The following is a 20,966-nucleotide window of genomic DNA, read 5'->3' on the forward strand; positions in this document are numbered from 1 at the left end:
CCATGGATGGGTTCACGGCGTGTCTGGCAAAGGCCTGCCCACTGATCACCAAACTCCGGGTTCCGCAGTCCTCTAGCGGAGATTATCTCGCTTGTGGAGCAACATGCCATGGCATAACTGTCACATCCGGTGGGCAAACCGGTCACTTCGGGCCACTGCCCAATCCTGCCTGTGGTTGATATGATTGCACCCCACTGGACATAAAACCAAAAACAGGACCGCCATGCTCAGTTTCCTCCCCGCTCCCGTTATCGGCGTACTCAACTCCATCCTGCTGGGAATCAACACCCTGTTCTGGTGCATCCTGCTCTACATCCCGGCGATACTGAAACTCATCATTCCCCACAAGGGCTTCCGGGTTCTGTGCACCCGAGTCATTATCTGGATCGCCGAAGCCTGGGTCGCCTGCAACACCGGCTGGATGAAGCTCACCCACAAGACCAAGTGGGATGTGAAAGGCGCCGAAAACCTGAAGCGGGAAAGCTGGTACCTGGTGCTGGCCAATCACCAGAGCTGGGTGGATATTTTTGCCATGCAGCGGGTCTTCAACCACCGGGCACCGTTCCTGAAATTCTTCCTGAAGCAGCAACTGATCTGGGTTCCGGTGATCGGACTGGCCTGGTGGGGGCTGGATTTCCCGTTTATGAAGCGGTACACCAAGGAATACCTGATCAAACACCCCGAAAAGCGTGGTGAGGACCTCAAGGCCACGCGACGGGCGTGCGAACAGTTCCGCCATACGCCCGTCAGCGTTATGAACTTCGTGGAAGGAACCCGGTTTACCCAGGCCAAACATGACAAGCAGAAATCCTCCTATACCCACCTGCTTACTCCCAAGGCCGGCGGCGCCGCTTTCGTGCTGGACGCTATGGGCGACTCGATCCAGACTCTGGTTGATGTCACCATCGCCTACCCGGGTGGCGCGCCCACCTTCTGGGAGTTTATCTGCGGTCGGGTCAGGGAAGTCAAAATGGAAATCCACATCGTTGATATCCCGGAGCACCTGAAAGGCCGTGATTATTCAACGGATGCCGAGCACCGCCGGAATGTGAAAAACTGGCTGGGGGATCAGTGGCGTGCCAAAGATGAGCGGCTGGAGCGCATGCTGGCCCAATAACGCCGGCAGAGGTGTCAGCGGTCGCTGTCGTCCTCCTCGATCTCATCCGGATGTTCCAGCTTGTAACGCTCCCACTCTTCCCAATCGTGGGGCGTTCCGGCGTGGGGCCGGCGCAGGTGTTTGGCGTGCTCCATGGCATTGTGGCGGAGGCTGTGGTCCCGCTCGTCGTCGTCCGTGTCAAAGCCGTATTTTTTCAGAAACTCATCTGGACTGATGGGCATGGCGCACCTCCATCAAGAGATCATGTCCTTATAGATACGATGCGCCTGCCCCTGCGGTTTTTCAACCGTCGGCGGAACTGTCTCCGGTCGGCTGGTTTCCGGCTTCCACCAGCTTGAAATTGATTTGCCGGCGTTCCTCGTCCACCCCCGCAAAGCTCACGGTTACCGGCTGTTCCAGCTGGAAGATGCGACCGTTCTTGTTGTGGATCAGGCGCAGAGTCACCGGATCAAAGCTGTATTTGCCGTCAAGGTCCTTGCAGCTGACAAAGCCTTCCAGCCCGTTTGCGTCCAGGCGAACAAAGAACCCTGCCGGCACGGTACGGCTGATGACTCCGGTCATGGGCTCTTCGCCCAGGTTTTTGGCAAAGTCGCTCTTGAGCCAGGCCTCGAGGCTGTTCGCCGCCTGACGGGCGCGGATCTGGGCAGCCTGCAGGGCCTCCAGCTGATCCTCGGTCAGAGCTTTCATTGGGGTATCCCAAAGAGCGGACTTGATCAGCCGATGCACGTAGAAATCCGAGAATTTCCGCAGCGGTGACGTGAAGGTGGTGTAGGCATCCAGCCCCATGCCGTGGTGCGGCGCGGGCTTGAAGCCCAGCTCGGCCCTCGCCAGTTGTCTTGAAAGGATGGCCTTGACCGGCACCTCCGCTTCCAGTGCGTCGGTTTCCTTCATCAGGGTCTTGAAGCCGTCAGCCTGATGGGCGTCCACTCCGGACAGGTGCGGTGCATGACTCTCGATCAGCGCCCGAATGTTGTCGGCACGATCACCCCGCAGGCCAGGATGCTGGATGAACAGTCCGGCCGCCTGGCGGCTGAGGAAATCCGCGGCGCAGCGGTTAGCGGCTACCATGCATTCCTCTACCAGGCGATGGGCCTCGTTCTGCACGGAGGGCTCAATTAGGCGGATGCGCTTGTTCTCATCCAGGCGCAACCGGAATTCCGGCCGGTCACCGCTGAGCAGTGCGTGTTCACTGCGCCATTTCCGCAGGGCCGTGGCCGCCTGGTGCAGCTGGTCCAGGCTGTTGCTCACAGCTTCCGGCAGGGCCTTGATGTCGTCGTCTTCACGGCCTTCGATCAGGTTGGAAACCAGCTCATAGCTGAGTTTGCCTTTGGACCGGATCACCGCCTGATGGAAGCTGAAGTCGCCCAGGCTGCCATCATTGTTCACCTGCAGATCACATACCAGTGCCAGGCGCTTTACCTCCGGCATCAGTGAGCACAGACGGGTGCTGATGCTGTCTGGCAACATTGGCAGGGGTTCGCCGGGGAAATAGATGGCGGTAGCGCGGTTGAACGCCTCCTGTTCAGCCGGGCTGTCGGTTGCAACGAGCGCCGTCGGGTCGGCAATGGCGATGGACAGGGCCCAGCCGGTGGCGTTGGGTTCGGCCAGCAGGGCATCGTCCATGTCCTGGGTGCCCGGGCTGTCGATGGTGACATAGGGGCGGTCGGTGCGGTCTTCCCGCCCGGCTTCCCGGGATTCAATGTCGCTGTCAGTCAGGCTGTCTGCCTGCTTCTGAACAGCTTCCGGCCAGGTGTCCGCCAGGTCAAACGTGGCCAGGGTGAAGGAGCGCTCAATGCCCGGCTCCCCGGCTTTGCCGATTACTCGCAGTACCTTGGCCTGGCCCTTGCCGTCCTTGATCGGATGTTTGTGAATCTGGCAATAGATGTAGTCATCCGGCTGGGCATTCATCCGTTCTTTGGGTGGAATGAAGATCCAGCGATTGATACCCGGCGTTTCAGGCACGACGAAGTGACCTTTGCCTTTAACCAGATAGCGGCCAACAAAGGTGTTCAGGCGGGTTTCCAGCAGTTCGTCCACCACGCCCTGGGTTTTGCCTTTCTCCACTTCCTGCTCGGTGACATTCACCCGGTCTCCCGGGAGGACTTTCTGCATTTCTTCCGGAGGCAGAAAAACATCGCGGCCCTCGTCAAGCGCAACGAACCCGAAGCGGCCATTGGTGGCTTTGACGGTACCGGGCAAGACCACCTTGTTTTCCTCGATATCGGATTTCAGCTGGCGCAACTGGTTGAGAGCGTCGGCATTAAGCATGAAGTAACCTGGCTGGTAAATAATGAATGATGGGGCGGAGTATAACGGTTATGGCAGAGTGAGTCAGACCTGTTACGCGGGGTTAATTTCCGGGTCTTCTGTTGTGCCAATTCGAACCCGGTTGCGGCCTTCTCGTTTGGCCTGATACAGCGCGTGGTCAGCGTGTCGCAGAATGGTGTCGCTGTTGTCACCGGGGCTGGCGAAATAACCACCGACGCTTACTGTAACTGGGGTGCCGGTTTTTTGGCTTTCCTGTGCCACCGATTCACAAATGCGTCGGGCAATCCTTTCGAGGGTTTCCGGGTCACAGGGCGAGAGCAGAACCACAAATTCGTCGCCGCCCCAGCGCCCGGGATGGTCGTAGGGGCGGACTCCTGCCTTCAGCCAAAGGGCTACGCGGCATAGGATCTGGTCTCCGGCCTGGTGGCCGAGCGTGTCGTTAATGCTTTTGAAGTGGTCGATGTCGAGCCAGATCACGCCAAAGCCGGTCTCCTGGCGCCGGGCCCGCTGGATTTCCTCATCGAGAACTTCATCCAGTCCCCGGCGGTTCTTCAGTCCCGTCAAAGGGTCAATCCGGGCCAGGCGGTTCAGTTCATCGGTGCGTTGGGCCACTTTCGCTTCCAGTTCCCGGGTGGAATGGCCCAGGCTGTGGGTCATTTTCTCGAAGTGGTCGGCTAACCAGCCAATCTCGTTATCGGGTTTGTCCAGTCTTGGTAGGTCGAAGCTGCCTTCACGGACTTTTTCCACCGCGTGTTCAAGACTCATGATGGGCTTGAGAATCCGGGACTGGATAATCAGATGAAACAGTAAAAGGGTCACCAGGAGAGTAACCAGGAAAACCGCCACCAGAGGCCACAGATAGCTTCTGGGCAGCAGGGTGTTGAGATCCAGCAGGGTGATTTCAAACCAGCCGATGGCGGGCAGGAAGGCAACGCCGGCCAGATGCTTGCGGCCATCGACGGTGACAAAACCGCTTTCCACCTGGCCCACCTGATCGCTCCGTTTCTTGAGTAACTGAAGCATACCCAGGATTTGCTGTTTGTCCTGGGGATCGTCAAAAAGCAGGTCGACGGTATTTTTCTGGCCCTCGGGCTTGATGATGCTGGCAAAATCGATGAAATTGCGGTCGCGGTAGAGCTGAATGGCACCGTTGTAGTCGACGAACAGGGTGGTAATGCCTTCCTGTCCGATATCCACGATGTCCTGCAGAAAATCGTCCAGATTCAGTCCGGTGCCGACCATGCCGACGATTTGGCCGGTCTGGTCACGCATCAGGACATCGATCCAGAGTTTGGTCACGCCGAGCTCGGTGTCCGGGTTCACGTTGAGATGAAAGTCCCGGCCTTCTTCGATCAGTTGGAAAAACCAGGCGTCATCGGGTTTGTCCGCGTCCAGTACATAACGGAACTGGTCTCCGGCGTATTCGTTCTTTTCGTTGTTGTAGTAGTAGTGACCATTTTCTAGCAGAGCGACGAAGTAGCTGTTGTCCCTGAAGTTGGAACGGAAACTCTCCATCTGGCGGATAGCTTCAGATTCAAGCGCCGGGGCGTCCGGATTGACAGCCCAGTTAATCAGCGCGGATGAGCTGGCCATCTGTTTGGCAAGGCCGATTTCCCGCTCCAGGGATTGCAACAACCGGGCGCTGTCGTAACGCACCTGGATTTCCGCGACCTGCTGACCCCATCGCTCAATAATATTTTCGGACAGCTCCCGATAGGCCAGCCAGGAAGCGAGGGATGCGACAACAATCAGGCCGGCGGCCAGACCGAGTATGCGGGTTTTTAAACTCAACTAGGGCCTCTCTCCAATTTTTCACTATGGCAGGTGGCCAATGATAGAACACCGGTTGATCAGAGTGTAGAAAAAACAGGCAGGATGAGGGGGGGTTGGGTGGGGTGGATGGTCGCAGGGGCCATAAAGGGTCGGCCCCTGCCTGGTGCACGGGTCAATTGTATTGTGAAAATATCCGGGTCTGGCCGGCCTCGTTAAACAGGATGACCTTGTAATGGTCTTTCCGGTCGCCGATTTCCATACCCGGTGAACCCATGGGCATGCCCGGTACACTCAGGCCGGTCGCTTTCGGCGCTTCGGTGATCAGCCGCTGGATGTCGCTGGCCGGCACGTGACCTTCGATCACATAGTCACCGATAAACGCGGTATGGCAGCTGGCCAGAGCCGGAGTGAGACCGGCATCGGCCTTGATCGGATTGAGGTTGTTGGTCTCGGTAACCTCGACCTCAAAACCGTTCTCCTCCATGTGTTTGACCCAGTCGGTGCAACAGCCGCAGGTGGGCGACTTGTACACGTGGATACTCTGGGCGGCACCGGCCGCCAGGGCGGTGGTGCTGAAACTCAGGGCAGCCATCAGGCCGAGAGCCAGGGAGTGTTTTTTCATGGCGTATTCCTCAGTGGTGATGTTGGTGTTCGTTTGAACCTGTGTCGCCGGAGCCGGAAAGCCAGAACCACCAGACGATGGCCGCCATCAGGGCAAGTCCTCCGGCATTGACCAGAAGTGTTTCCATCAGTTCCGCTCCTTTTGCTGTTTCGGATCACTATTTTCGTCACTATTGGCGCCGTTCCGTGCCGGCCTGTGGCTGGTTCTGAACAGGCGCAGGCGGTTGGCGTTGGAGACCACGGTCACAGATGACAGGGACATGGCAGCGCCGGCCAGGATAGGACTCATCAGGATGCCCCAGACAGGGTAGAGCAGGCCTGCGGCCACCGGAATACCCATTGAGTTGTAGACGAACGCACCAAACAGGTTCTGGTGAATGTTTTTCACCGTGGCCCGGGAGATCTCAATGGCATCGGGCACGCCGTGCAGGGAACCACGCATCAGGGTGATCCCCGCGCTTTCAATGGCCACATCGGTGCCGGTGCCGATGGCAAAGCCAACATCCGCTGCCGCCAGTGCCGGCGCATCGTTGATGCCATCGCCCACCATGGCCACGGTGTAGCCCTTGCCGCGCATTTCACTGACCACCTCGGCCTTGTCTTCCGGCAATACTTCCGCCCGGTAGTCGTCAATCCCCGCTTTGTTCGCAATGGCTTTGGCGGTAGCGTCGACATCGCCGGTGACCATCATCACTTTGATGCCAGCTTTATGCAGACGAGCGATGGCGGCTTTGGAATCCGGTTTGATGGCGTCGGCGACACCGATGACCCCCAGAGCCTCGTTGCCCAGTGCCAGAAACAGGGGCGTTCCGGCCTCTTCAGCAATCGAACCGGCGGCATCAGTCAGGTCGCCCAGAGCAATACCTTCGTCCTCCAGCCAGCGCCGGTTGCCCAGGCGCAAGGGCTGGCCGTCGAACTGGCCTTTGACGCCCTTGCCGTTCAGGGCTTCAAAACCGCTGACCTTTTCGGCCTCGGCGCCCTGCTCCTTCGCCTTTGCCAGAATGGCTTCGGCGAGCGGGTGTTCCGAGTGCTGTTCCAGCCCAGCCGCCAGAGCCAGCAGGCGCTGCTCATCGCCATTGCTGGCATGCACTCGGGTGACCGCCGGGTGGCCTTCGGTGATGGTGCCGGTCTTGTCCAGGATCACCAGATCCAGCTTACCGGCCGTCTGCAGGGCATCGCCCTGACGAATCAGCGCACCGTATTCCGCCGCCTTGCCAACGCCCACCATAACCGACATGGGCGTGGCCAGGCCCAGGGCGCAGGGGCAGGCGATGATCAGGACCGTGGTGGCCGCCACCATCATATGCACGACCGCAGGCTCCGGCCCGACGTTATACCAGACCAGCGCCGCCACCACGGCAATCAGCATGACAGTGGGTACGAACACCGAGGAAATCTTGTCGGCAAGCCGGCCAATGGCGGGTTTGGAGCCCTGGGCTTTCTTCACCAGCTTGATGATCTGCGCCAGTGCCGTTTCGCTGCCTACCCGGGTGGCCTCGTAGACAATCGAGCCGTGGGTATTCAGGGTGCCGGCCGAAACCTCATCGCCTTCCGATTTGCTTACCGGCATCGGCTCGCCCGTGAGCATGCTTTCATCAATACGGGTTGAACCTTCGGCGATTACACCATCCACCGGCAGTTTCTCCCCGGGCCGCACCCGGACCTGGTCGCCCTTGCGAACCTCCTCCACCGGAATATCCCGTTCTTCACCGTTTCGGATCACCCGGGCTGTTTTGGCGCGCAGATCCAGCAACCGCCGCACCGCTTCCGACGTCTTGCCTTTGGCCCGCAGTTCCAGCGCCTGGCCCAGGTTGATCAGACCGATAATCATCGCCGAGGCCTCAAAATACACATGCCTCGCCATCTCCGGCAACGCGCCGGGAATGCTGGCCACTACAATCGAGTAGAGCCAGGCGGTGCCTGTGCCGAGGGCAATCAGGGTATCCATATTGGCGTTATGATGCCGGAACGCCTTCCATGCCCCGGTGTAGAAATGCCCGCCGGTGGCGGCCATCACAATCAGCGTCAGCACCCCCAGTCCAAGCCAGGTGCCCTGATTGGCATCGGTCACCATCATGGTGCCAAAGCCCATTCCCCAGACCATCAGACCGAGGCCCAGCCCCAGACTGACCGCCATTTTAATCAGCAGGGACTTGTACTGCTTTTTGTCCTGAGCCTGCTTGCGGTCGTCCGCTTCGTCCTCGTCTTCAATCACGCTGGCGCCATAACCGACACTTTCCACGGCTTTTACCAACGCCTGTGGCTCCGCGTTACCCGTGGCCGTCGCGGTGTTGTCCGCGAGGTTCATGTGGGCATGGCTGATACCAGACACCGACATCAGGGCCTTCTCAATGGTATTCACACAAGACGCGCAGGTAGCCCCTGTCACCGACAGATGAACCTGTCCATTCTCTGTACCAGCAGGTTCTGCCTGATTGCTTTCAGAGGTCGTTTCGGGGGCATCATGGGATGGATGATCCCCATGGACACTGTCGTCTGTACCATCCTCACCTTTGGATGTGCAGCAACTGGCAGGCTTCTGAGCCTCTTCGAAAGGCTCGGCCGGGTAACCCGTCTCCGTCACAATCCGCGCCGCCTCGGCGGCATCCACGCCTTCCGGCAAGGCAACGGTGTGCCTGTCGAGATCCACTTCCACCAGCTCTGAATCGCCGGTCAGCGGCTCCAGGGCAGTGCGGATCTTCTTCGCACAGCCCTGGCACGAGGCCCCGGAAATACTGAGCGTGGTCTGTAACACAGGTGCATCACTCATTCGATATTACTCCTCACCCCGATCGCTTGCCTCTTCAGAGGGCGCAGGGTCTTCCCAGTGTTCAATCAGCCGACAGATGGTATGGCCATCTGGCGTGCCATCGGGCATGTCCTGCCATGCAGACAATGCCGAAGTCATCCGTTTGCGAAGCTGCTGCAACTCACGAATCTCCCGCTCAACCTCCGCCAGCCGATGCTGAAACACATCCCGCACCATCGGACACGGCGAATGATGATCGTCCGCCTGATCCAGAATTTGCCGGATCTCCGGCAACGAAAACCCCAGCTGCCGCGCCTTCCGCGCAAACCGAAGCCGCCTGAGATCCTCAGCATCAAACTGCTGGTAGTTGTTATCCGGATTGCGGGTTGGTTTCAGCAGGTTCTCGCGGGTATAGAACCGCACGGTATCCGGATTCACGCCCGCAGCTTCTGCAATGTCTTTTACTTTCATGGCGGACCTACCGAGACTGTTACTGAACATTCATCGGGACCGGAAGCACACAGCTTGCGGAGCGTCGGCGTGGGAGATTCTTCCGAAAATGCTCGGAGCCAAGGATGGCGGAGAGCAAGCGTACAGGGACGTATTCACAGCGGTTTTCGGAAGAATCTCCCACGACGATGCGGCAATCACCGAAACCCGAAACTGAGAATAGCCTAAAACCTGTGAGCAACTCACAGGTCAAAGGTTTTTTTAAGAAGGGAATGTCAGGGGAGGGTTACTGGCCCCTGGAGCGAAGAAACGTACCGCAGGCCTTGCACTGGTCCGGCGCCATCAGCTTCGCCTGCCAGCCAATCTTGTGGCCACAGGCCGGGCACGCCAGCCGCAGTTGCAGCACAATGATCGGCGTAATCAGAGCCGCAATCAGAACCCCAAGCGGGCCCCAGCTCTCATCACTGGACAACCCAAGCTGACTGCTGAACACCAGAATGATCGTCAGCACCACAAAAGCAAAAATGAAATAGTTCCGGTTCCAGCGCTCCCACTGACGGAGTTTCTCGTTCTGTTCCGGAGTCAGGTATTGCGTAGTCATAGAATCTCACCTGAAGTATCTGACCGGTATCTTGGGGATGGCCCGGGGCAATTACAATCCGGACTCAGCGGTAATACCCGTCACCAGAATGCCCGAGGCCAGAGCCTGCTCAAGGTCCGACACCGGAATCGGCCGGCTGATCAGATATCCCTGGGCAAAGTTGCAGCGGTGATTCTTCAGGAAACTCAGTTGCTCCTCGGTTTCCACACCTTCCGCCACCACCTGAATACCCAGATTGTGCGCCAGATTGATGACCGCCCGTGTGATCACCGCATCGTCATGGCGCTCGGTAACGTCCGTAATGAAGGACCGGTCGATTTTCAGCAGGTCCACCGGGAAGTCGCGCAGGTAGCCCAGAGACGAATAGCCAACACCGAAATCATCAATGGCCAGATGCACCCCGAGCTGGTGCAGACGAGACAGCTGGTTCAGGTTATGCTCAATGTTCTGGATGAAGATCTCCTCGGTGAGCTCCACCTCCAGACGATCAGCGGACACATTTTCTGCGGCCAGAGCTTCCCGGATATGATCCACCAGATCTTCATCATCCAGCTCCCGGCCGGAGAGATTCACCGCAATCCGAAGCCCCTCTTGCGGAGTCCCCTTCCATTTTGCCAGCTGGCGGCACGCTGCCATTACCACCCAGCGGCCAATGTCGGTAATCCGGCCGCTTTCCTCGGCCAGAGGGATGAACTCCACCGGTGGCAACAGCCCCCGGCGGGGGTGCTGCCAGCGAATCAGCGCCTCCACGCTCTGGATTTCTCCGCTGTCCAGGTTCAGCTGGGGTTGGTAGTAGAGCACGAATTCATTGTTGGCCAGGGCCTGGCTCAGATCCTTGTCCAGCTCCAGTCGCATCACCTCGCGTTCCTGCATACCTTCGGTGTAGAACTGATAGGTGTTTCGGCCCTGTTCCTTGGCCCGGTAGAGGGCAACGTCGGCGTTACGCAGCAGGGTGTCAGCGTCCAGGCCACTCTGGGGATATACCGCCACGCCCATTGTGGCGGTAATGCTGTTGGATTGTCCCTGCACATCAAAAGGCAGGTCGAAACACTGTTTGATCTGGCCCAGCAGGTGAATGATGTCGTCGATGTCATCCACCTGCTGCTGGCAGAGCATGAACTCGTCACCTCCTGAGTAGGCCACCAGAATCCGCTCGTTGCTGAGCCGGTTCAGCCGTTCGGAAACCTTGATCAACAGTTCATCACCAAATTGATGCCCAAGAGAGTCATTGAGGGTCTGGAAACGGTCCAGGTCGAGCATGATCAGGGCGACCTGGCGCATCTGGCGATCGGCGATATTCAGAGTATGGGACAAATCTTCCATGAAGAAACGACGGTTCGCGAGGCCGGTCAGGGTATCCGTGGATTCCAGTCGGGCCAGGTCATTCTGGATGGCGGTTCGTTGCTCGATTTCCTGATCCAGTTCCCGGCGGGTTTTCAGCAGGGCCCGGTTTCGTTTCAGGATCAGTTGTACCAGCAGGGCGGTCAGACTTGTGAGCAGGCCCATCAGCAGGAGGGTTGTGAAGGTCATTCCCGGCCAGGAGCTGTACTGCTTTTCCACCCACTGTTCGGAAGGGTAGAGGGTCAGTGTCCAGTCCAGTGTCGGCAGATCAACCGATTGGGTATGGGAGAAGTGCGGACTTACCGATTGCGAGTCGTTCAGCGCATAGCTCACTACGCCGGCCTGACGGATCTCGATCCGGAAAAACTCCAGCACCCGGCTGGTCAGCAGTTGGCGGGCCAGCACTTCCATCCGGAATACGCCGGCAATGAAGCCGTTGTTGTCGGCGCCGGCGCCCACCGGGGCATAGATCACCATACCCTTGCCGCCCTGGCGTAGATCAATGATGCCTGACAGGTCCCAGTTACCGGTTCTGCCCGCCAGTTCAAGGGCTTGTCGGCGTTCATCGTTAAAAGCCACGTTGTAGCCGGCGACATCTTCGTTTTCGGCTATCGGCTCCAGCCAGCGGATAACAAAGTTCCGGTCGATCCACTCGATGGCCTGGTAAACGCCGAAGTCGTCCAGGTAATTGCGGGCATCCTGCCGCCATTCACGTTCGGTCGTGGAGGGATCTGCCTGCAGGCGTTTCGCCATGCGGCGGATGGCTTCGGAATGGACCAGGAATTCCCGTTCCAGATGGTTGGCCAGGGCCCGGGCCTCATTGGCCAAGTTGGCTTCGATCTGGTTCCTGTCCTGTTGTACCAGTCCGTAACGCAGGCCTGTGGCCAGGCCCAGGAAAACCAGAAAGATCACCACCGGAAATGCCGGGCTTAAAAGACCCGATATAACAGCTTTAGGGGGTGATGCAGGTTTTTCCACAGGTTACTCCGTGACTTTGAACGGGTTGGCAGAGCGCAACCGATTATGAGGCATTTTGATCGGGTACCGCTATCACTTGCTGAATCCTGGCGTGCAACGAGACCCCGAATGCGCCATCGGCCTCAGCTTGCGCCCCGGGACTTGATCCGGCTCATCCAGAACATGGCGCTGGGATTGGATTTTATGCTTTCAACGCATTCCCGGATTATTGGACGAGCACCCTGGAGATTGAGGTCGTTGCCTGCCTCAATCTGCCGGGTCACCTCTTCCACGAGCACCCATTCGCAGTACTGGCGGAGAATCTGCGCCTCGGCATCATCGGTGAGAGTAAATCCCTGGAACAGAACCGGAACCTGAGTCCACGGCCGGTCCAGGCTGACAATCCGCATACCCGGTTTTAGCAGATCGACAGGTAGCCTTACCCGCTGAAGGGTCGAAACGCGGGAGCGGGCATTGTCAGGAAACGTGCTCGCTGAACTCGTTGATTTCAGGGCCGGTTTGCTGGATTTACGTCGGAACCACATGGCTCTTCCAGGCTTCTGGTTATTTGTGCCGATTATGTCAGACCTGACAGGCCCATTACAGCGGAGTACCAGAAGTGTGACGCAGTTCCCTGATTCAGGTCAGGTTTCAGGCACGTTCGGAGACTGGGGGGATGCCCTGGCGAGAGATTTCCTGTTTTGGACAGCGGTCCATCACCACCGTCAGTCCGGCAGTCTCGGCCCGGGCGGCACCCTCCTCGTTAATCACCCCGATCTGCATCCAGACCACCGGAATATCAAGCTCGATGGCCTGGTCGATCACGGTGTCGGTGCGCTCAGGCGCGAGGAAGAGCTCAACCATGTCAACCGGTTCCGGCAGGGCATGGAGGTCGGCATAGACGGTTTCACCGAGTACCTGCTGCCCCGCCAGCCGGGGATTCACCGGAATGATCCGGTAGCCGTGGGCCAGCAGGTATTCCATGACCTCGTGGGAGGGCCGGTTGGTCTTTTCACTGGCGCCGACGAGGGCAATGGTTTTTACGGTTTCCAGAATGTGGCGTAACTGGTCAGGGTTATTGCTTGGCATGAAGTCGGGACGCTCTCGCTGATTTATCGGCGTGCCTCGAGACAGACAGACACGGATTCGGCATAGCGTAGCGCGTGAGGCTTGTCGATTTCCACCTGGGCCCACTGTACCGCTTTGTGCTCCATCACGATGGTGAGGACTTCGTGGGTCAGCCTTTCCAGCAGGGCGAAGCGGTTACCATCCACATGAGAAATGATCTGTTTGGTGATGGTGCGGTAGTTCAGGGCCGCCGAAATCTCGTTGCGGTTGACCGCCTCAGTGGCATCGTAAGTCAGGCAAACGTTGATCAGGACGTCCTGCTGATTGTTGATCTCTTCTTCCTTGATGCCGATGTAGGCTCTTAGCAGAAGATCCTTGATTCGGACTTTTGCCTGGTGATTGCCGATAATCTCTGTCATGCCGTCGATCTCCGGGTCACTGCTCTCAGCGGTTGGTGCCAATCAGAGTGAGGAACTCGGTACGTGTCGCCTGGGATTTGCGGAATTGCCCCAGCATCATTGAGGTTTTCATGCGGGAGTTCTGTTTCTCCACGCCCCGCATCATCATGCACATATGCTGTGCCTCGATGACGACGGCCACGCCCTTGGCGTCGGTAACGCTTTCGATGGCCTCGGCAATCTGCCGGGTCAGGTTTTCCTGAATCTGCAGACGACGTGCGTACATATCGACGATGCGGGCAAACTTTGACAGGCCGAGCACCTTGCCTTGGGGCAGATAGGCGATGTGGCACTTGCCAATGAACGGCAAAATGTGGTGTTCGCACATACTGTATAGCTCAATGTCCTGAACCACTACCATCTCGTCCATGGCAGACTCGAACACGGCATTGTTGACCAGGTCGCCGAGGTCCTGCTGATAGCCGCGGGTCAGGAACTGCATGGCTTTGGCGGCACGCATGGGGGTGTCCTGCAGACCTTCACGGTTGGTGTCTTCGCCCAGCCCGTCAATTATGGCGCGGTAGTGGCCCGAGAGGTCATCAAGGAGTTTGGTCATAGTCTCTTCCGGTTAGCAGTGTCTTACGAGAGCGAAAGCTTAAGGCAAATTACGCGTCATCTCTACGGTTTACGGAAACACTCCGGGAAAAGACCACTTTGGCTGTAACCGGGCCGGACTGTTCGGTAAGGCTATGGCAGAGGGGACGGGTTTGTTCTAAAGTTTCAGGCTGAGACAGCTCGCCGGGGACAGTGCATGGAACAGGTGATACCCAATGTCGGTGGTGCAACCGCCGCAGGGCGTGATGTCGCCACCCTTGAAGGATGGCAACAGGGAGGTAAATGGTTCAGTTATGAGGGCCACGCCATTTTTAGCCGCATGGCAGGCAAGGGAGAACCGCTGGTCCTGATTCACGGATTTCCCACCGCCAGCTGGGACTGGAACCGGCTCTGGCCAATGCTGGTGCAGCAGCACAATGTCCTGACCCTGGACATGTTGGGTTTCGGTTTTTCCGACAAGCCTCTGAACTACGACTACAGCATTGAGGACCAGGCTGACCTTTTCCAGGGCTGGATCGAAGGGCTGGGTTTGCCTTCGGTGCATCTGTTTGTCCATGATTACGGATGCAGCGTGGCGCAAGAGCTGCTGGCCCGCGAGCAGGAAGGTGCACTGCCGTTCCGGATTGCCAGTGTGTGCTTTCTGAACGGTGCTCTTTTTCCGGAAGTGCACAATCCGTTACTGATCCAGAAACTGTTGCGAAGCCCTTTTGGCGGGCTGATCAGCCGGGGTCTGACCCGGCGCAGTTTCGAGCGCAACTTCCGCAGGCTGTTCGGGAGCCAGAACCCGCCGGACAGGCAGGATATGGAAGACTTCTGGCACCTGCTGACTTACAACAACGGCCGGGGCATACTGCACCACCTGATCCAGTTCATGGAGGAGCGCCGGTGTCATCGAAACCGGTGGGTCGGCGCTTTGCAGAAGGCCAAACAGCCCATGCGACTGATTTCCGGTACCGCCGATCCGGTGTCGGGTGCGGGTATGGTCAGGCGTTACCGGGAACTGATTCCCGATGCCGATGTGGTCTGCCTGAGGAACATCGGCCATTACCCGCATTTCGAATGCCCGTGGGACGTCTTTACCGCCTATCGGGATTTTCGCAAACCGAGCGGCCAATGAGCGGGGTTGGTCTCTGGTCTCAACCAGAAGCAGAGTCGGGCATGTCTTCGACCCCGCGACCGACCACTGGCAGCGGCCGTGCTGCTTTGACAGCCTGGTTGCGGCCCCGGGACTTCGCCTCGTAGAGCGCCTGGTCTGCCCGGTTAAGCCATACCGACCAGGTCTCACCCTTGCTCACTTCCGCCACGCTGGCGCTGGCAGTAACCTTGATGTCGTTGAGGAAAGGCCGGGCGCTGATGCTCGTGAGCAGTTGCTGGGCAAGGGCGTCAGCATCTTTCTGGCGGGTTTCCGGCAGCACGATCATGAATTCCTCGCCGCCGATCCGGAACAGCTGATCGCTTTCCCTGAGCCGTTTGCGCAGCCTCAGTGCCAACTCCGTGAGCACCTTGTCGCCTGCCAGATGGCCCCACTGGTCGTTGATGGTCTTGAAATAGTCCAGATCCAGAAGAATCAGACTGGACACCCGTTCATACCGTTCGCGCATCTGGATCTGGCCGTTGAGAATATCAGCCAGCTGGGAGCGGTTCAGGCACCCGGTCAGAGGGTCCGTGGTGGCAAGCCGGGTCAGCTCCTGCTGGAGCTTGCCCACCAGCCAGGCGAAGATCATCGCAAACAGGCAGGTGAGGCCCAGGGAAAAGGTAATCCGCCAGAAATCCGCTTCGGGAAACTTCATGAAGGACACGACCGCCATAACCACAACGAAAATAATGTTGCTGCCAATAGCCTCTCGCAAGGGTAGAAGGAAAAACAGCGCTGAAGCGGCAGGGTAAGCCCAGTAGAGGCCGGCATGGCCATTGATGTGAGTGGAGTAGGCAGCACTCACCACAGCAAGCAGGGGAAACAGGCGGCCTTTCAGGAAATAGCTGCCGCGGAGCCTGAGAAAAGCAATGACCAGGAGGGCATTGGTACAGAACAGAATCAGAATACCGGAAAGCAGATAATGCGACTGTTGCCATTGCACCATGACCAGAGGCGCCACCGCGATGAAAGCCCAGAAATACAGGTGGTAAACCAGTTGCCGCTTGAAGCCCAGGACCGCCAGAGTCGGGTTGGTCGCCAGGGCATTGGCATTGGTTGGTGCAGAAAAATTCACAGCATACTCCCGCTGTCTGAGTCCAATCTGCCCGGTTCCGGTGCCGGGATAATCCCGAAGTCTAGCATTGCCATTCATTAATTAAGCAGATAGCGCCGTTTATGGCCACTATTAGTTTTGTTCAGTTGGCCCGGCCATGTCCACTTCGCTAAACTCCGCGGGATTGATTCAGGGAGCACGTTCAGGGAACTCCATATGACCGCTATTCATATCCGCGAACCGGCACTGACGATTAGGGCAGGCCGACGTGCCATGCAGCGTCTCAAGGAAAAACCGCTATCGCCGGAAGACGTGCATGTCATTCCCGGTGCTGCCGGCGGCCCGAAGGCGCTGGGAATCAGTGGCCTGGATAAGGCCATTTTCGGCGACTGGCTGCCCCGTGTTCAGCAAGTTCGGTCCCTGATTGGCTCCTCTATTGGCAGCTGGCGATTTGCCGCCGTGACCTCCTCCGATGATCCGAAAGCCCAGCTTGCCAGGCTGGCTGATCTCTATACTTCCCAGCGGTTTGCCAAGGGTGTCAGTGCCGCTGAAGTCAGTCGAAAGAGCGTATTGTTCCTGGAGGAGCTTCTCGGAGGCCGGGAAGAGGCCATTCTGAATCACCCCTGGTACCGGTTGAATGTGGTGGTCGTTCGTAGCCTTGGCCGGCTGGCGGAGGACACACGGGGGCGACTTGGTCTTGGCCTCATGAGTGCTATCAGTGCCAACATGGTCAGCCGCCGGCACCTTGGTCGGTTTATGGAGCGGGGTATCATCCACGATGCCCGCCTTGGAACACCTGTGTCCAAACTGGTGGACTTCCCCAGCCACGAAGTGGCTTTGACCCGGGAAAACCTTATGCCAGCGCTGCTGGCCTCGGCGTCTATTCCGTTGGTGATGTCCGGTGTTCGCAATATTCCTGGCGCTCCGGACGGAGTCTACCGCGACGGTGGCCTGCTGGATTACCACCTGGATTTGCCCTACGAACAGCCGGGCGTAGTGCTCTACCCGCATTTTACCGACAAGGTGGTTCCGGGCTGGTTTGATAAGTCCCTGCCCTGGAGACGTGGTGACGCCACCCGGTTGCAGGATGTGCTGCTGGTTGCCCCATCGAAATCCTACCTTGAATCCCTGCCGGACAGTAAGCTACCGGACCGCAAGGATTTCGAACACTATGTCGGGGACGATGCCGGTCGGGAGAGTGCCTGGCGGTTGGCCATTGCCGAGAGTGACCGCCTGGGAGATGAATTCCTTGAGCTGGTCGAAAACGGGCGTCTGTCCGACGTTGTCAGACCACTCTGATGGCACAATGTCTATACTGTTACAGATCGAACCGTTCGGGAGCGCAATATGTCAGATGAAAAACCGGTAGTGGCCAGCAAGACACCTTTTTCCGTGCTTGTGGAAGCCGGCAAGAACTACTTTTGGTGTGCCTGTGGCCGCAGTGAAAGTCAGCCCTTCTGTGATGGGTCCCATAAAGGTACCGGTATAACACCGGTGAAGTATGAGGCGGAGAAGAAGGAGTGGATCTGGTTTTGCGGCTGCAAGCAGACCGGCAATGCCCCGCTTTGCGACGGTACCCACAAGAATCTCGCCTAGACATGATGTAGCGCGCTGATCCGGAAACCGGTGAGACCGCGGATCGGGTCTTTCAAGGCCCGGACTCTCAGTACGACGGGAACCTCGTGCTCCCGGTCCCGATGCATCAGGGGCAGGTCAATCCGTTCAACCGAGCCGTCACTGCGCGAAGCTGCCAGGGTTCGCCTGAAATTATCCTGAAAGGCCAGCGGCACCAGATCCTCGAAGGGCAGACCAGTGAGATCGGCCGGCGCCCGGTCCAGCAGTCCGGCGATCTGCGGTGATACGAAACCGATCCTGCCGTTTTCATCCAGTTCCCAGATAACCGCGCCGGACAGAGCCACCAGATCCCGGCTCCGCTGCTCGCTGTCATTCAGCGCCTGCCGCAGTACGGATTTTTCCACCTGAAGGTTGGCAATCTGATGATCCGATCCTGCCTCCCGCAGCTCAAGCTCGCCGATACGCAAGGCTTGCCAGTATAGTCGCCGATTGAGTAACAGAGTCAGCAAACCGGCAAGTGTGCATAACGCGATACCGGAAATCCAGACAGTTTGCCTCGATGCCCGGGCGGCTTGCTCCAGAAGCGCCGGAGAGGGCAGGGTCGTCAGAATCCAGTTCTGGTTCATGGGGGAGACTTCGGTGCGCAGGGCCCGGGTGGGATCCATTGAACCGTTTGCCCGGATTTCCAGCAATGGAATCTTGGTGTGACGTTCCAGGGTGTCGATCCGAAGGCCCAGGGAATCTGGCAGGGTGTTGTCAAACAAGGTCTGTAGCCAGGCTTCAGTTGGCGTGACGGGTTCTTTTGGAGAGGCGGTAGGGTCCGGAGCGTTGGCCAACAGGTGATTGACCAGTGCCTGGTGCTGGGCATAGTAACGTGTTTCGGCGAGTGCCATCGCTCGCTTAGCTTCGATGTTCGCGGTAATCCCGGTTGCCAGCAATCCGGAGGTGACCAGCAGCAGGGGAATCCAGATCCCTGGCCACAACACGGGCTTCCGGGACCTGGCAGAATCTGAGCTTTCCATGCCTGGCGTCCTTTGCGGCAGGGCCTGCGCCCTGATTCGAGCAACTGCCTGTATTCCTACACTCTAGCCCAGCTGAATGACAGAGGGAAATGCTCAGACCCGGGCCTTGCCGGCCGCTCCGTATACCAGTAGAAAAGTAGCAAAGGCAGTTACCACTACCGAGGGCCCTGCAGGTGTGTCCAGGTGCCAGGACAGGCTCAGGCCACCGGTTACCGCAACAAATCCGAACGCCACCGCCATGGCAACCATGATTTCCGGATTATGGGCCAGTCGCCGGGCTGTGGCCGCAGGGATAATCAGCAAGGCGGTGATCAGCAGCACACCGACAATTTTCATGGCGACTGCGATCACCAGTGAAAACATCAACATCAGCACCAGGCGCAGACGCTCCACGGCAATGCCTTCCACCCGCGCCAGCTCCTCGTGAATGGTACTCATTAACAGCCCGCGCCAGAGCACGGCCAGAAGCACCAGAATCAGGGTGGCGCCGCCATAGATCCAAAGAAGGTCGTACCGGCTCATGGCGAGCAGGTCTCCGAACAGCAGGCCGGTGAGATCCACCCGGACATCCGGCATGAAACTCAGGGTAACCAGACCGATAGCCAGGGCACTGTGGGCGAGAATGCCCAACAGGGTATCGGTGGCCAGGGCCTGGGTGCGAGAAAACAGCACCAGTGCCATGGCCAGAACCACACAGGTGATGATGACACCGACGTTCAGTGGCACGCTGATCAGAAAACTCAGGGCAATGCCGAGCAGGGCAGAGTGCGCCAGGGTGTCGCCAAAGTAGGCCATGCGGCGCCAGACCACGAAACAGCCGAGGGGGCCAGCAACAAGCGCCACACCGAGGCCCCCGATCAGGGCACGCCAGAAGAAATCGTCCAGAACCGCATCAATGGTGGGCATGATCGCACTCCTCATGGCCGGTATGGGCGCCATGCTGTCCGCCAGCGACCACATTGCCGTGCAGATCATGGCGATGATTGTGGTGGTGATGATAAACCGCGAGGGATTCAGCCACCGGCTGGCCGAAGGTTTCGATAAAAGCCGGGTCGTGGGAAATATCCGCCGGGGTGCCGCTGCAGCACACATGCTGGTTCAGGCAGATGACCTTGTCGGTTGCTGCCATGACCAGGTGCAGATCGTGGGAGATCATAATTACGCCGCAGTTCAGGTCGTCCCGTAGCTGGCGAATCAGGTCATACAGCGCTGCCTGGCCGTTGATATCCACGCCCTGGGCGGGTTCGTCGAGTACCAGAAGATCCGGCTTCCGGGCCAGGGCCCGTGCCAGCAGGAGCCGCTGTTTCTCGCCGCCCGACAGGTGGTGGACAGAAGCGTCCAGCAGATGTCCGACCCCGGTGCGGGCCAGGGCTGACGCACATTTCGCCAGTGGCTTACCACTGAGCAACATGAACCGCTTGACGCTCAGGGGAAGTGTTGCTTCGAGTGTGAGGTGTTGCGGAACGTAGCCGATCACCAGATTTTTCTGAAGCGATACCTGGCCGCTCGACACCTTTTGAATGCCAAGGATGGCCTTGATTAAAGTGGTTTTGCCCGCCCCGTTGGGCCCGATAACGGTGATGATATCCCCGCGGTGTACTTTCAGATTGACCCGGTCCACCACCGGCCGTTCGTCAAACAGGACGGTGAGATGGTCGAGGGTTACCAATGGCTCAGTCATGGCCGGGCTCCGCCTGACAACGGGGGCATAGTCCAGCTATCTCGAGAGTGGTGTTTTCGGCCCTGAAGCCCTCGCCAGCCGCCGCTTTACAGACCTCGGAGGTGACCATTGGTGCGGTCAGTTCCAGCACGTTGCTACAGGCTCGGCAGATCAGAAACATACCGGTATGACTTTGCCCGGCGTGGGTACAGCCAATAAAGGCATTGAGAGAGGCAATGCGGTGCACCAGGCCGTTTTGCTGCAGGAAATCCAGCGCTCGATAGACCGTGGGTGGAGCCGCGTTATGGCCATCGGAGGACAGCTCTCCCAGCACATCATAGGCTCCCAGGGGCTTGTGGGACTGCCAGATAAGTTCAAGAACGCGCTCCCGGATGGGGGTCAGTCGGGCATTATGCTGCTGGCAGATGGCCCTGGCGTCAGCAAGGGCCTGGCTGACACAGGCATCGTGATTGTGGGGCCGATAGGGAATGGCTCGGGCGGACATGACGGAGATCCTGCAAAATTTGCAACATTATAACATTTGCACGAATCCTTGCCATGC

The 20,966-nt window shown here is 58.4% G+C and carries 21 protein-coding genes; 4 read left to right on the forward strand and 17 right to left on the reverse strand.

Going from position 1 to position 20,966, the window contains the following annotated elements:
- Positions 1-223: 223 nt before the first annotated feature.
- The gene (locus tag CLH62_RS12170; protein WP_099618413.1) at positions 224-1,117 is read left to right on the forward strand and encodes an acyltransferase; all 894 of its coding nucleotides are present in this window, start codon (positions 224-226) and stop codon (positions 1,115-1,117) included.
- A gap of 14 nt (positions 1,118-1,131) precedes the next feature.
- On the opposite strand, the gene CLH62_RS12175 is transcribed toward CLH62_RS12170, so the two are convergent.
- The 12 genes from CLH62_RS12175 to folE form a co-directional block, all read right to left on the reverse strand.
- Positions 1,132-1,338 carry a hypothetical protein gene (locus tag CLH62_RS12175; protein WP_099618414.1) on the reverse strand — a complete coding sequence of 69 codons (207 nt, stop codon included), beginning with the start codon at positions 1,336-1,338 and terminating at the stop codon, positions 1,132-1,134.
- Positions 1,339-1,399: 61 nt separating this feature from the next.
- Entirely contained in the window at positions 1,400-3,385 is a 1,986-nt protein-coding gene (locus tag CLH62_RS12180; protein WP_099618415.1) for a ribonuclease R family protein, read from the reverse strand.
- A 72-nt stretch (positions 3,386-3,457) separates the two neighbouring features.
- On the reverse strand, positions 3,458-5,176 hold the full coding sequence (locus CLH62_RS12185) for a diguanylate cyclase domain-containing protein (protein WP_099618416.1): 1,719 nt from the start codon (positions 5,174-5,176) through the stop codon (positions 3,458-3,460).
- Positions 5,177-5,330: 154 nt separating this feature from the next.
- Entirely contained in the window at positions 5,331-5,780 is a 450-nt protein-coding gene (locus tag CLH62_RS12190) for a DUF411 domain-containing protein (RefSeq protein WP_099618417.1), read from the reverse strand.
- Between the two features lie 126 nt (positions 5,781-5,906).
- Complete coding sequence (locus CLH62_RS12195; RefSeq protein WP_099618418.1) at positions 5,907-8,549, reverse strand: heavy metal translocating P-type ATPase; 2,643 nt, start codon at positions 8,547-8,549, stop codon at positions 5,907-5,909.
- Positions 8,550-8,555: 6 nt separating this feature from the next.
- Positions 8,556-8,999, reverse strand: coding sequence for a MerR family transcriptional regulator (locus tag CLH62_RS12200; RefSeq protein ID WP_099618419.1), 444 nt, complete (start codon positions 8,997-8,999; stop codon positions 8,556-8,558).
- Positions 9,000-9,264: 265 nt separating this feature from the next.
- Positions 9,265-9,579 carry a hypothetical protein gene (locus CLH62_RS12210; protein ID WP_099618421.1) on the reverse strand — a complete coding sequence of 105 codons (315 nt, stop codon included), beginning with the start codon at positions 9,577-9,579 and terminating at the stop codon, positions 9,265-9,267.
- 51 nt (positions 9,580-9,630) lie between these two features.
- The gene (locus CLH62_RS12215; protein WP_099618422.1) at positions 9,631-11,898 is read right to left on the reverse strand and encodes a putative bifunctional diguanylate cyclase/phosphodiesterase; all 2,268 of its coding nucleotides are present in this window, start codon (positions 11,896-11,898) and stop codon (positions 9,631-9,633) included.
- 122 nt (positions 11,899-12,020) lie between these two features.
- Positions 12,021-12,422 carry a DUF3391 domain-containing protein gene (locus CLH62_RS12220; protein ID WP_228152839.1) on the reverse strand — a complete coding sequence of 134 codons (402 nt, stop codon included), beginning with the start codon at positions 12,420-12,422 and terminating at the stop codon, positions 12,021-12,023.
- 106 nt (positions 12,423-12,528) lie between these two features.
- The gene (locus tag CLH62_RS12225) at positions 12,529-12,966 is read right to left on the reverse strand and encodes a CoA-binding protein (RefSeq protein ID WP_099618423.1); all 438 of its coding nucleotides are present in this window, start codon (positions 12,964-12,966) and stop codon (positions 12,529-12,531) included.
- A 23-nt stretch (positions 12,967-12,989) separates the two neighbouring features.
- The gene (folX, locus tag CLH62_RS12230; RefSeq protein ID WP_099618424.1) at positions 12,990-13,364 is read right to left on the reverse strand and encodes a dihydroneopterin triphosphate 2'-epimerase; all 375 of its coding nucleotides are present in this window, start codon (positions 13,362-13,364) and stop codon (positions 12,990-12,992) included.
- 25 nt (positions 13,365-13,389) lie between these two features.
- Positions 13,390-13,959, reverse strand: coding sequence for a GTP cyclohydrolase I FolE (folE, locus tag CLH62_RS12235; protein WP_099618425.1), 570 nt, complete (start codon positions 13,957-13,959; stop codon positions 13,390-13,392).
- Between the two features lie 195 nt (positions 13,960-14,154).
- Here folE and CLH62_RS12240 point away from each other — a divergent pair, with 195 nt between their 5' ends.
- Positions 14,155-15,075 carry an alpha/beta fold hydrolase gene (locus tag CLH62_RS12240; RefSeq protein ID WP_099618426.1) on the forward strand — a complete coding sequence of 307 codons (921 nt, stop codon included), beginning with the start codon at positions 14,155-14,157 and terminating at the stop codon, positions 15,073-15,075.
- Positions 15,076-15,094: 19 nt separating this feature from the next.
- Here the strand turns inward: CLH62_RS12240 and CLH62_RS12245 are convergent, their stop codons facing one another.
- The gene (locus tag CLH62_RS12245) at positions 15,095-16,168 is read right to left on the reverse strand and encodes a GGDEF domain-containing protein (RefSeq protein ID WP_099618859.1); all 1,074 of its coding nucleotides are present in this window, start codon (positions 16,166-16,168) and stop codon (positions 15,095-15,097) included.
- 195 nt (positions 16,169-16,363) lie between these two features.
- On the opposite strand from CLH62_RS12245, the gene CLH62_RS12250 reads away from it, so the two are divergent.
- Positions 16,364-17,446 carry a patatin-like phospholipase family protein gene (locus tag CLH62_RS12250; RefSeq protein ID WP_099618427.1) on the forward strand — a complete coding sequence of 361 codons (1,083 nt, stop codon included), beginning with the start codon at positions 16,364-16,366 and terminating at the stop codon, positions 17,444-17,446.
- Between the two features lie 48 nt (positions 17,447-17,494).
- Entirely contained in the window at positions 17,495-17,743 is a 249-nt protein-coding gene (locus CLH62_RS12255) for a CDGSH iron-sulfur domain-containing protein (RefSeq protein ID WP_099618428.1), read from the forward strand.
- Here CLH62_RS12255 and CLH62_RS12260 read toward each other — a convergent pair.
- The 4 genes from CLH62_RS12260 to CLH62_RS12275 all read right to left on the reverse strand — a co-directional run bounded on the left by CLH62_RS12260 (position 17,740) and on the right by CLH62_RS12275 (position 20,909).
- Positions 17,740-18,744: a PAS domain-containing protein gene (locus tag CLH62_RS12260; RefSeq protein ID WP_099618429.1), complete on the reverse strand. Its 1,005-nt coding sequence runs from the start codon at positions 18,742-18,744 to the stop codon at positions 17,740-17,742. The genes CLH62_RS12255 and CLH62_RS12260 overlap by 4 nt on opposite strands.
- A gap of 93 nt (positions 18,745-18,837) precedes the next feature.
- On the reverse strand, positions 18,838-19,650 hold the full coding sequence (locus CLH62_RS12265) for a metal ABC transporter permease (RefSeq protein WP_099618430.1): 813 nt from the start codon (positions 19,648-19,650) through the stop codon (positions 18,838-18,840).
- Complete coding sequence (gene znuC, locus CLH62_RS12270) at positions 19,637-20,425, reverse strand: zinc ABC transporter ATP-binding protein ZnuC (RefSeq protein ID WP_099618431.1); 789 nt, start codon at positions 20,423-20,425, stop codon at positions 19,637-19,639. Before znuC ends, CLH62_RS12265 begins: the two co-directional genes overlap by 14 nt.
- Positions 20,418-20,909 (reverse strand): Fur family transcriptional regulator, encoded by a 492-nt coding sequence (locus CLH62_RS12275; RefSeq protein WP_099618432.1) that lies wholly within the window; start codon positions 20,907-20,909, stop codon positions 20,418-20,420. Before CLH62_RS12275 ends, znuC begins: the two co-directional genes overlap by 8 nt.
- Positions 20,910-20,966 lie beyond the last annotated feature (57 nt).

It is taken from the genome of Marinobacter guineae, assembly GCF_002744735.1.
Lineage (GTDB): Bacteria > Pseudomonadota > Gammaproteobacteria > Pseudomonadales > Oleiphilaceae > Marinobacter > Marinobacter guineae.

Excerpts from the sequence above, each read along its gene's own strand:
- CLH62_RS12255 (WP_099618428.1), top strand. The coding sequence starts at position 17,495 with ATGTCAGATGAAAAACCGGTAGTGGCCAGCAAGACACCTTTTTCCGTG.
- folE (WP_099618425.1), bottom strand. The coding sequence starts at position 13,959 with ATGACCAAACTCCTTGATGACCTCTCGGGCCACTACCGCGCCATAATT.
- CLH62_RS12170 (WP_099618413.1), top strand. The coding sequence starts at position 224 with ATGCTCAGTTTCCTCCCCGCTCCCGTTATCGGCGTACTCAACTCCATC.
- CLH62_RS12195 (WP_099618418.1), bottom strand. The coding sequence starts at position 8,549 with ATGAGTGATGCACCTGTGTTACAGACCACGCTCAGTATTTCCGGGGCC.
- CLH62_RS12200 (WP_099618419.1), bottom strand. The coding sequence starts at position 8,999 with ATGAAAGTAAAAGACATTGCAGAAGCTGCGGGCGTGAATCCGGATACC.
- CLH62_RS12250 (WP_099618427.1), top strand. The coding sequence starts at position 16,364 with ATGACCGCTATTCATATCCGCGAACCGGCACTGACGATTAGGGCAGGC.
- CLH62_RS12175 (WP_099618414.1), bottom strand. The coding sequence starts at position 1,338 with ATGCCCATCAGTCCAGATGAGTTTCTGAAAAAATACGGCTTTGACACG.
- CLH62_RS12210 (WP_099618421.1), bottom strand. The coding sequence starts at position 9,579 with ATGACTACGCAATACCTGACTCCGGAACAGAACGAGAAACTCCGTCAG.
- znuC (WP_099618431.1), bottom strand. The coding sequence starts at position 20,425 with ATGACTGAGCCATTGGTAACCCTCGACCATCTCACCGTCCTGTTTGAC.
- CLH62_RS12180 (WP_099618415.1), bottom strand. The coding sequence starts at position 3,385 with ATGCTTAATGCCGACGCTCTCAACCAGTTGCGCCAGCTGAAATCCGAT.
- CLH62_RS12260 (WP_099618429.1), bottom strand. The coding sequence starts at position 18,744 with ATGGAAAGCTCAGATTCTGCCAGGTCCCGGAAGCCCGTGTTGTGGCCA.
- CLH62_RS12265 (WP_099618430.1), bottom strand. The coding sequence starts at position 19,650 with ATGCCCACCATTGATGCGGTTCTGGACGATTTCTTCTGGCGTGCCCTG.
- CLH62_RS12275 (WP_099618432.1), bottom strand. The coding sequence starts at position 20,909 with ATGTCCGCCCGAGCCATTCCCTATCGGCCCCACAATCACGATGCCTGT.
- CLH62_RS12225 (WP_099618423.1), bottom strand. The coding sequence starts at position 12,966 with ATGCCAAGCAATAACCCTGACCAGTTACGCCACATTCTGGAAACCGTA.
- CLH62_RS12240 (WP_099618426.1), top strand. The coding sequence starts at position 14,155 with ATGGAACAGGTGATACCCAATGTCGGTGGTGCAACCGCCGCAGGGCGT.
- CLH62_RS12220 (WP_228152839.1), bottom strand. The coding sequence starts at position 12,422 with ATGTGGTTCCGACGTAAATCCAGCAAACCGGCCCTGAAATCAACGAGT.
- folX (WP_099618424.1), bottom strand. The coding sequence starts at position 13,364 with ATGACAGAGATTATCGGCAATCACCAGGCAAAAGTCCGAATCAAGGAT.
- CLH62_RS12190 (WP_099618417.1), bottom strand. The coding sequence starts at position 5,780 with ATGAAAAAACACTCCCTGGCTCTCGGCCTGATGGCTGCCCTGAGTTTC.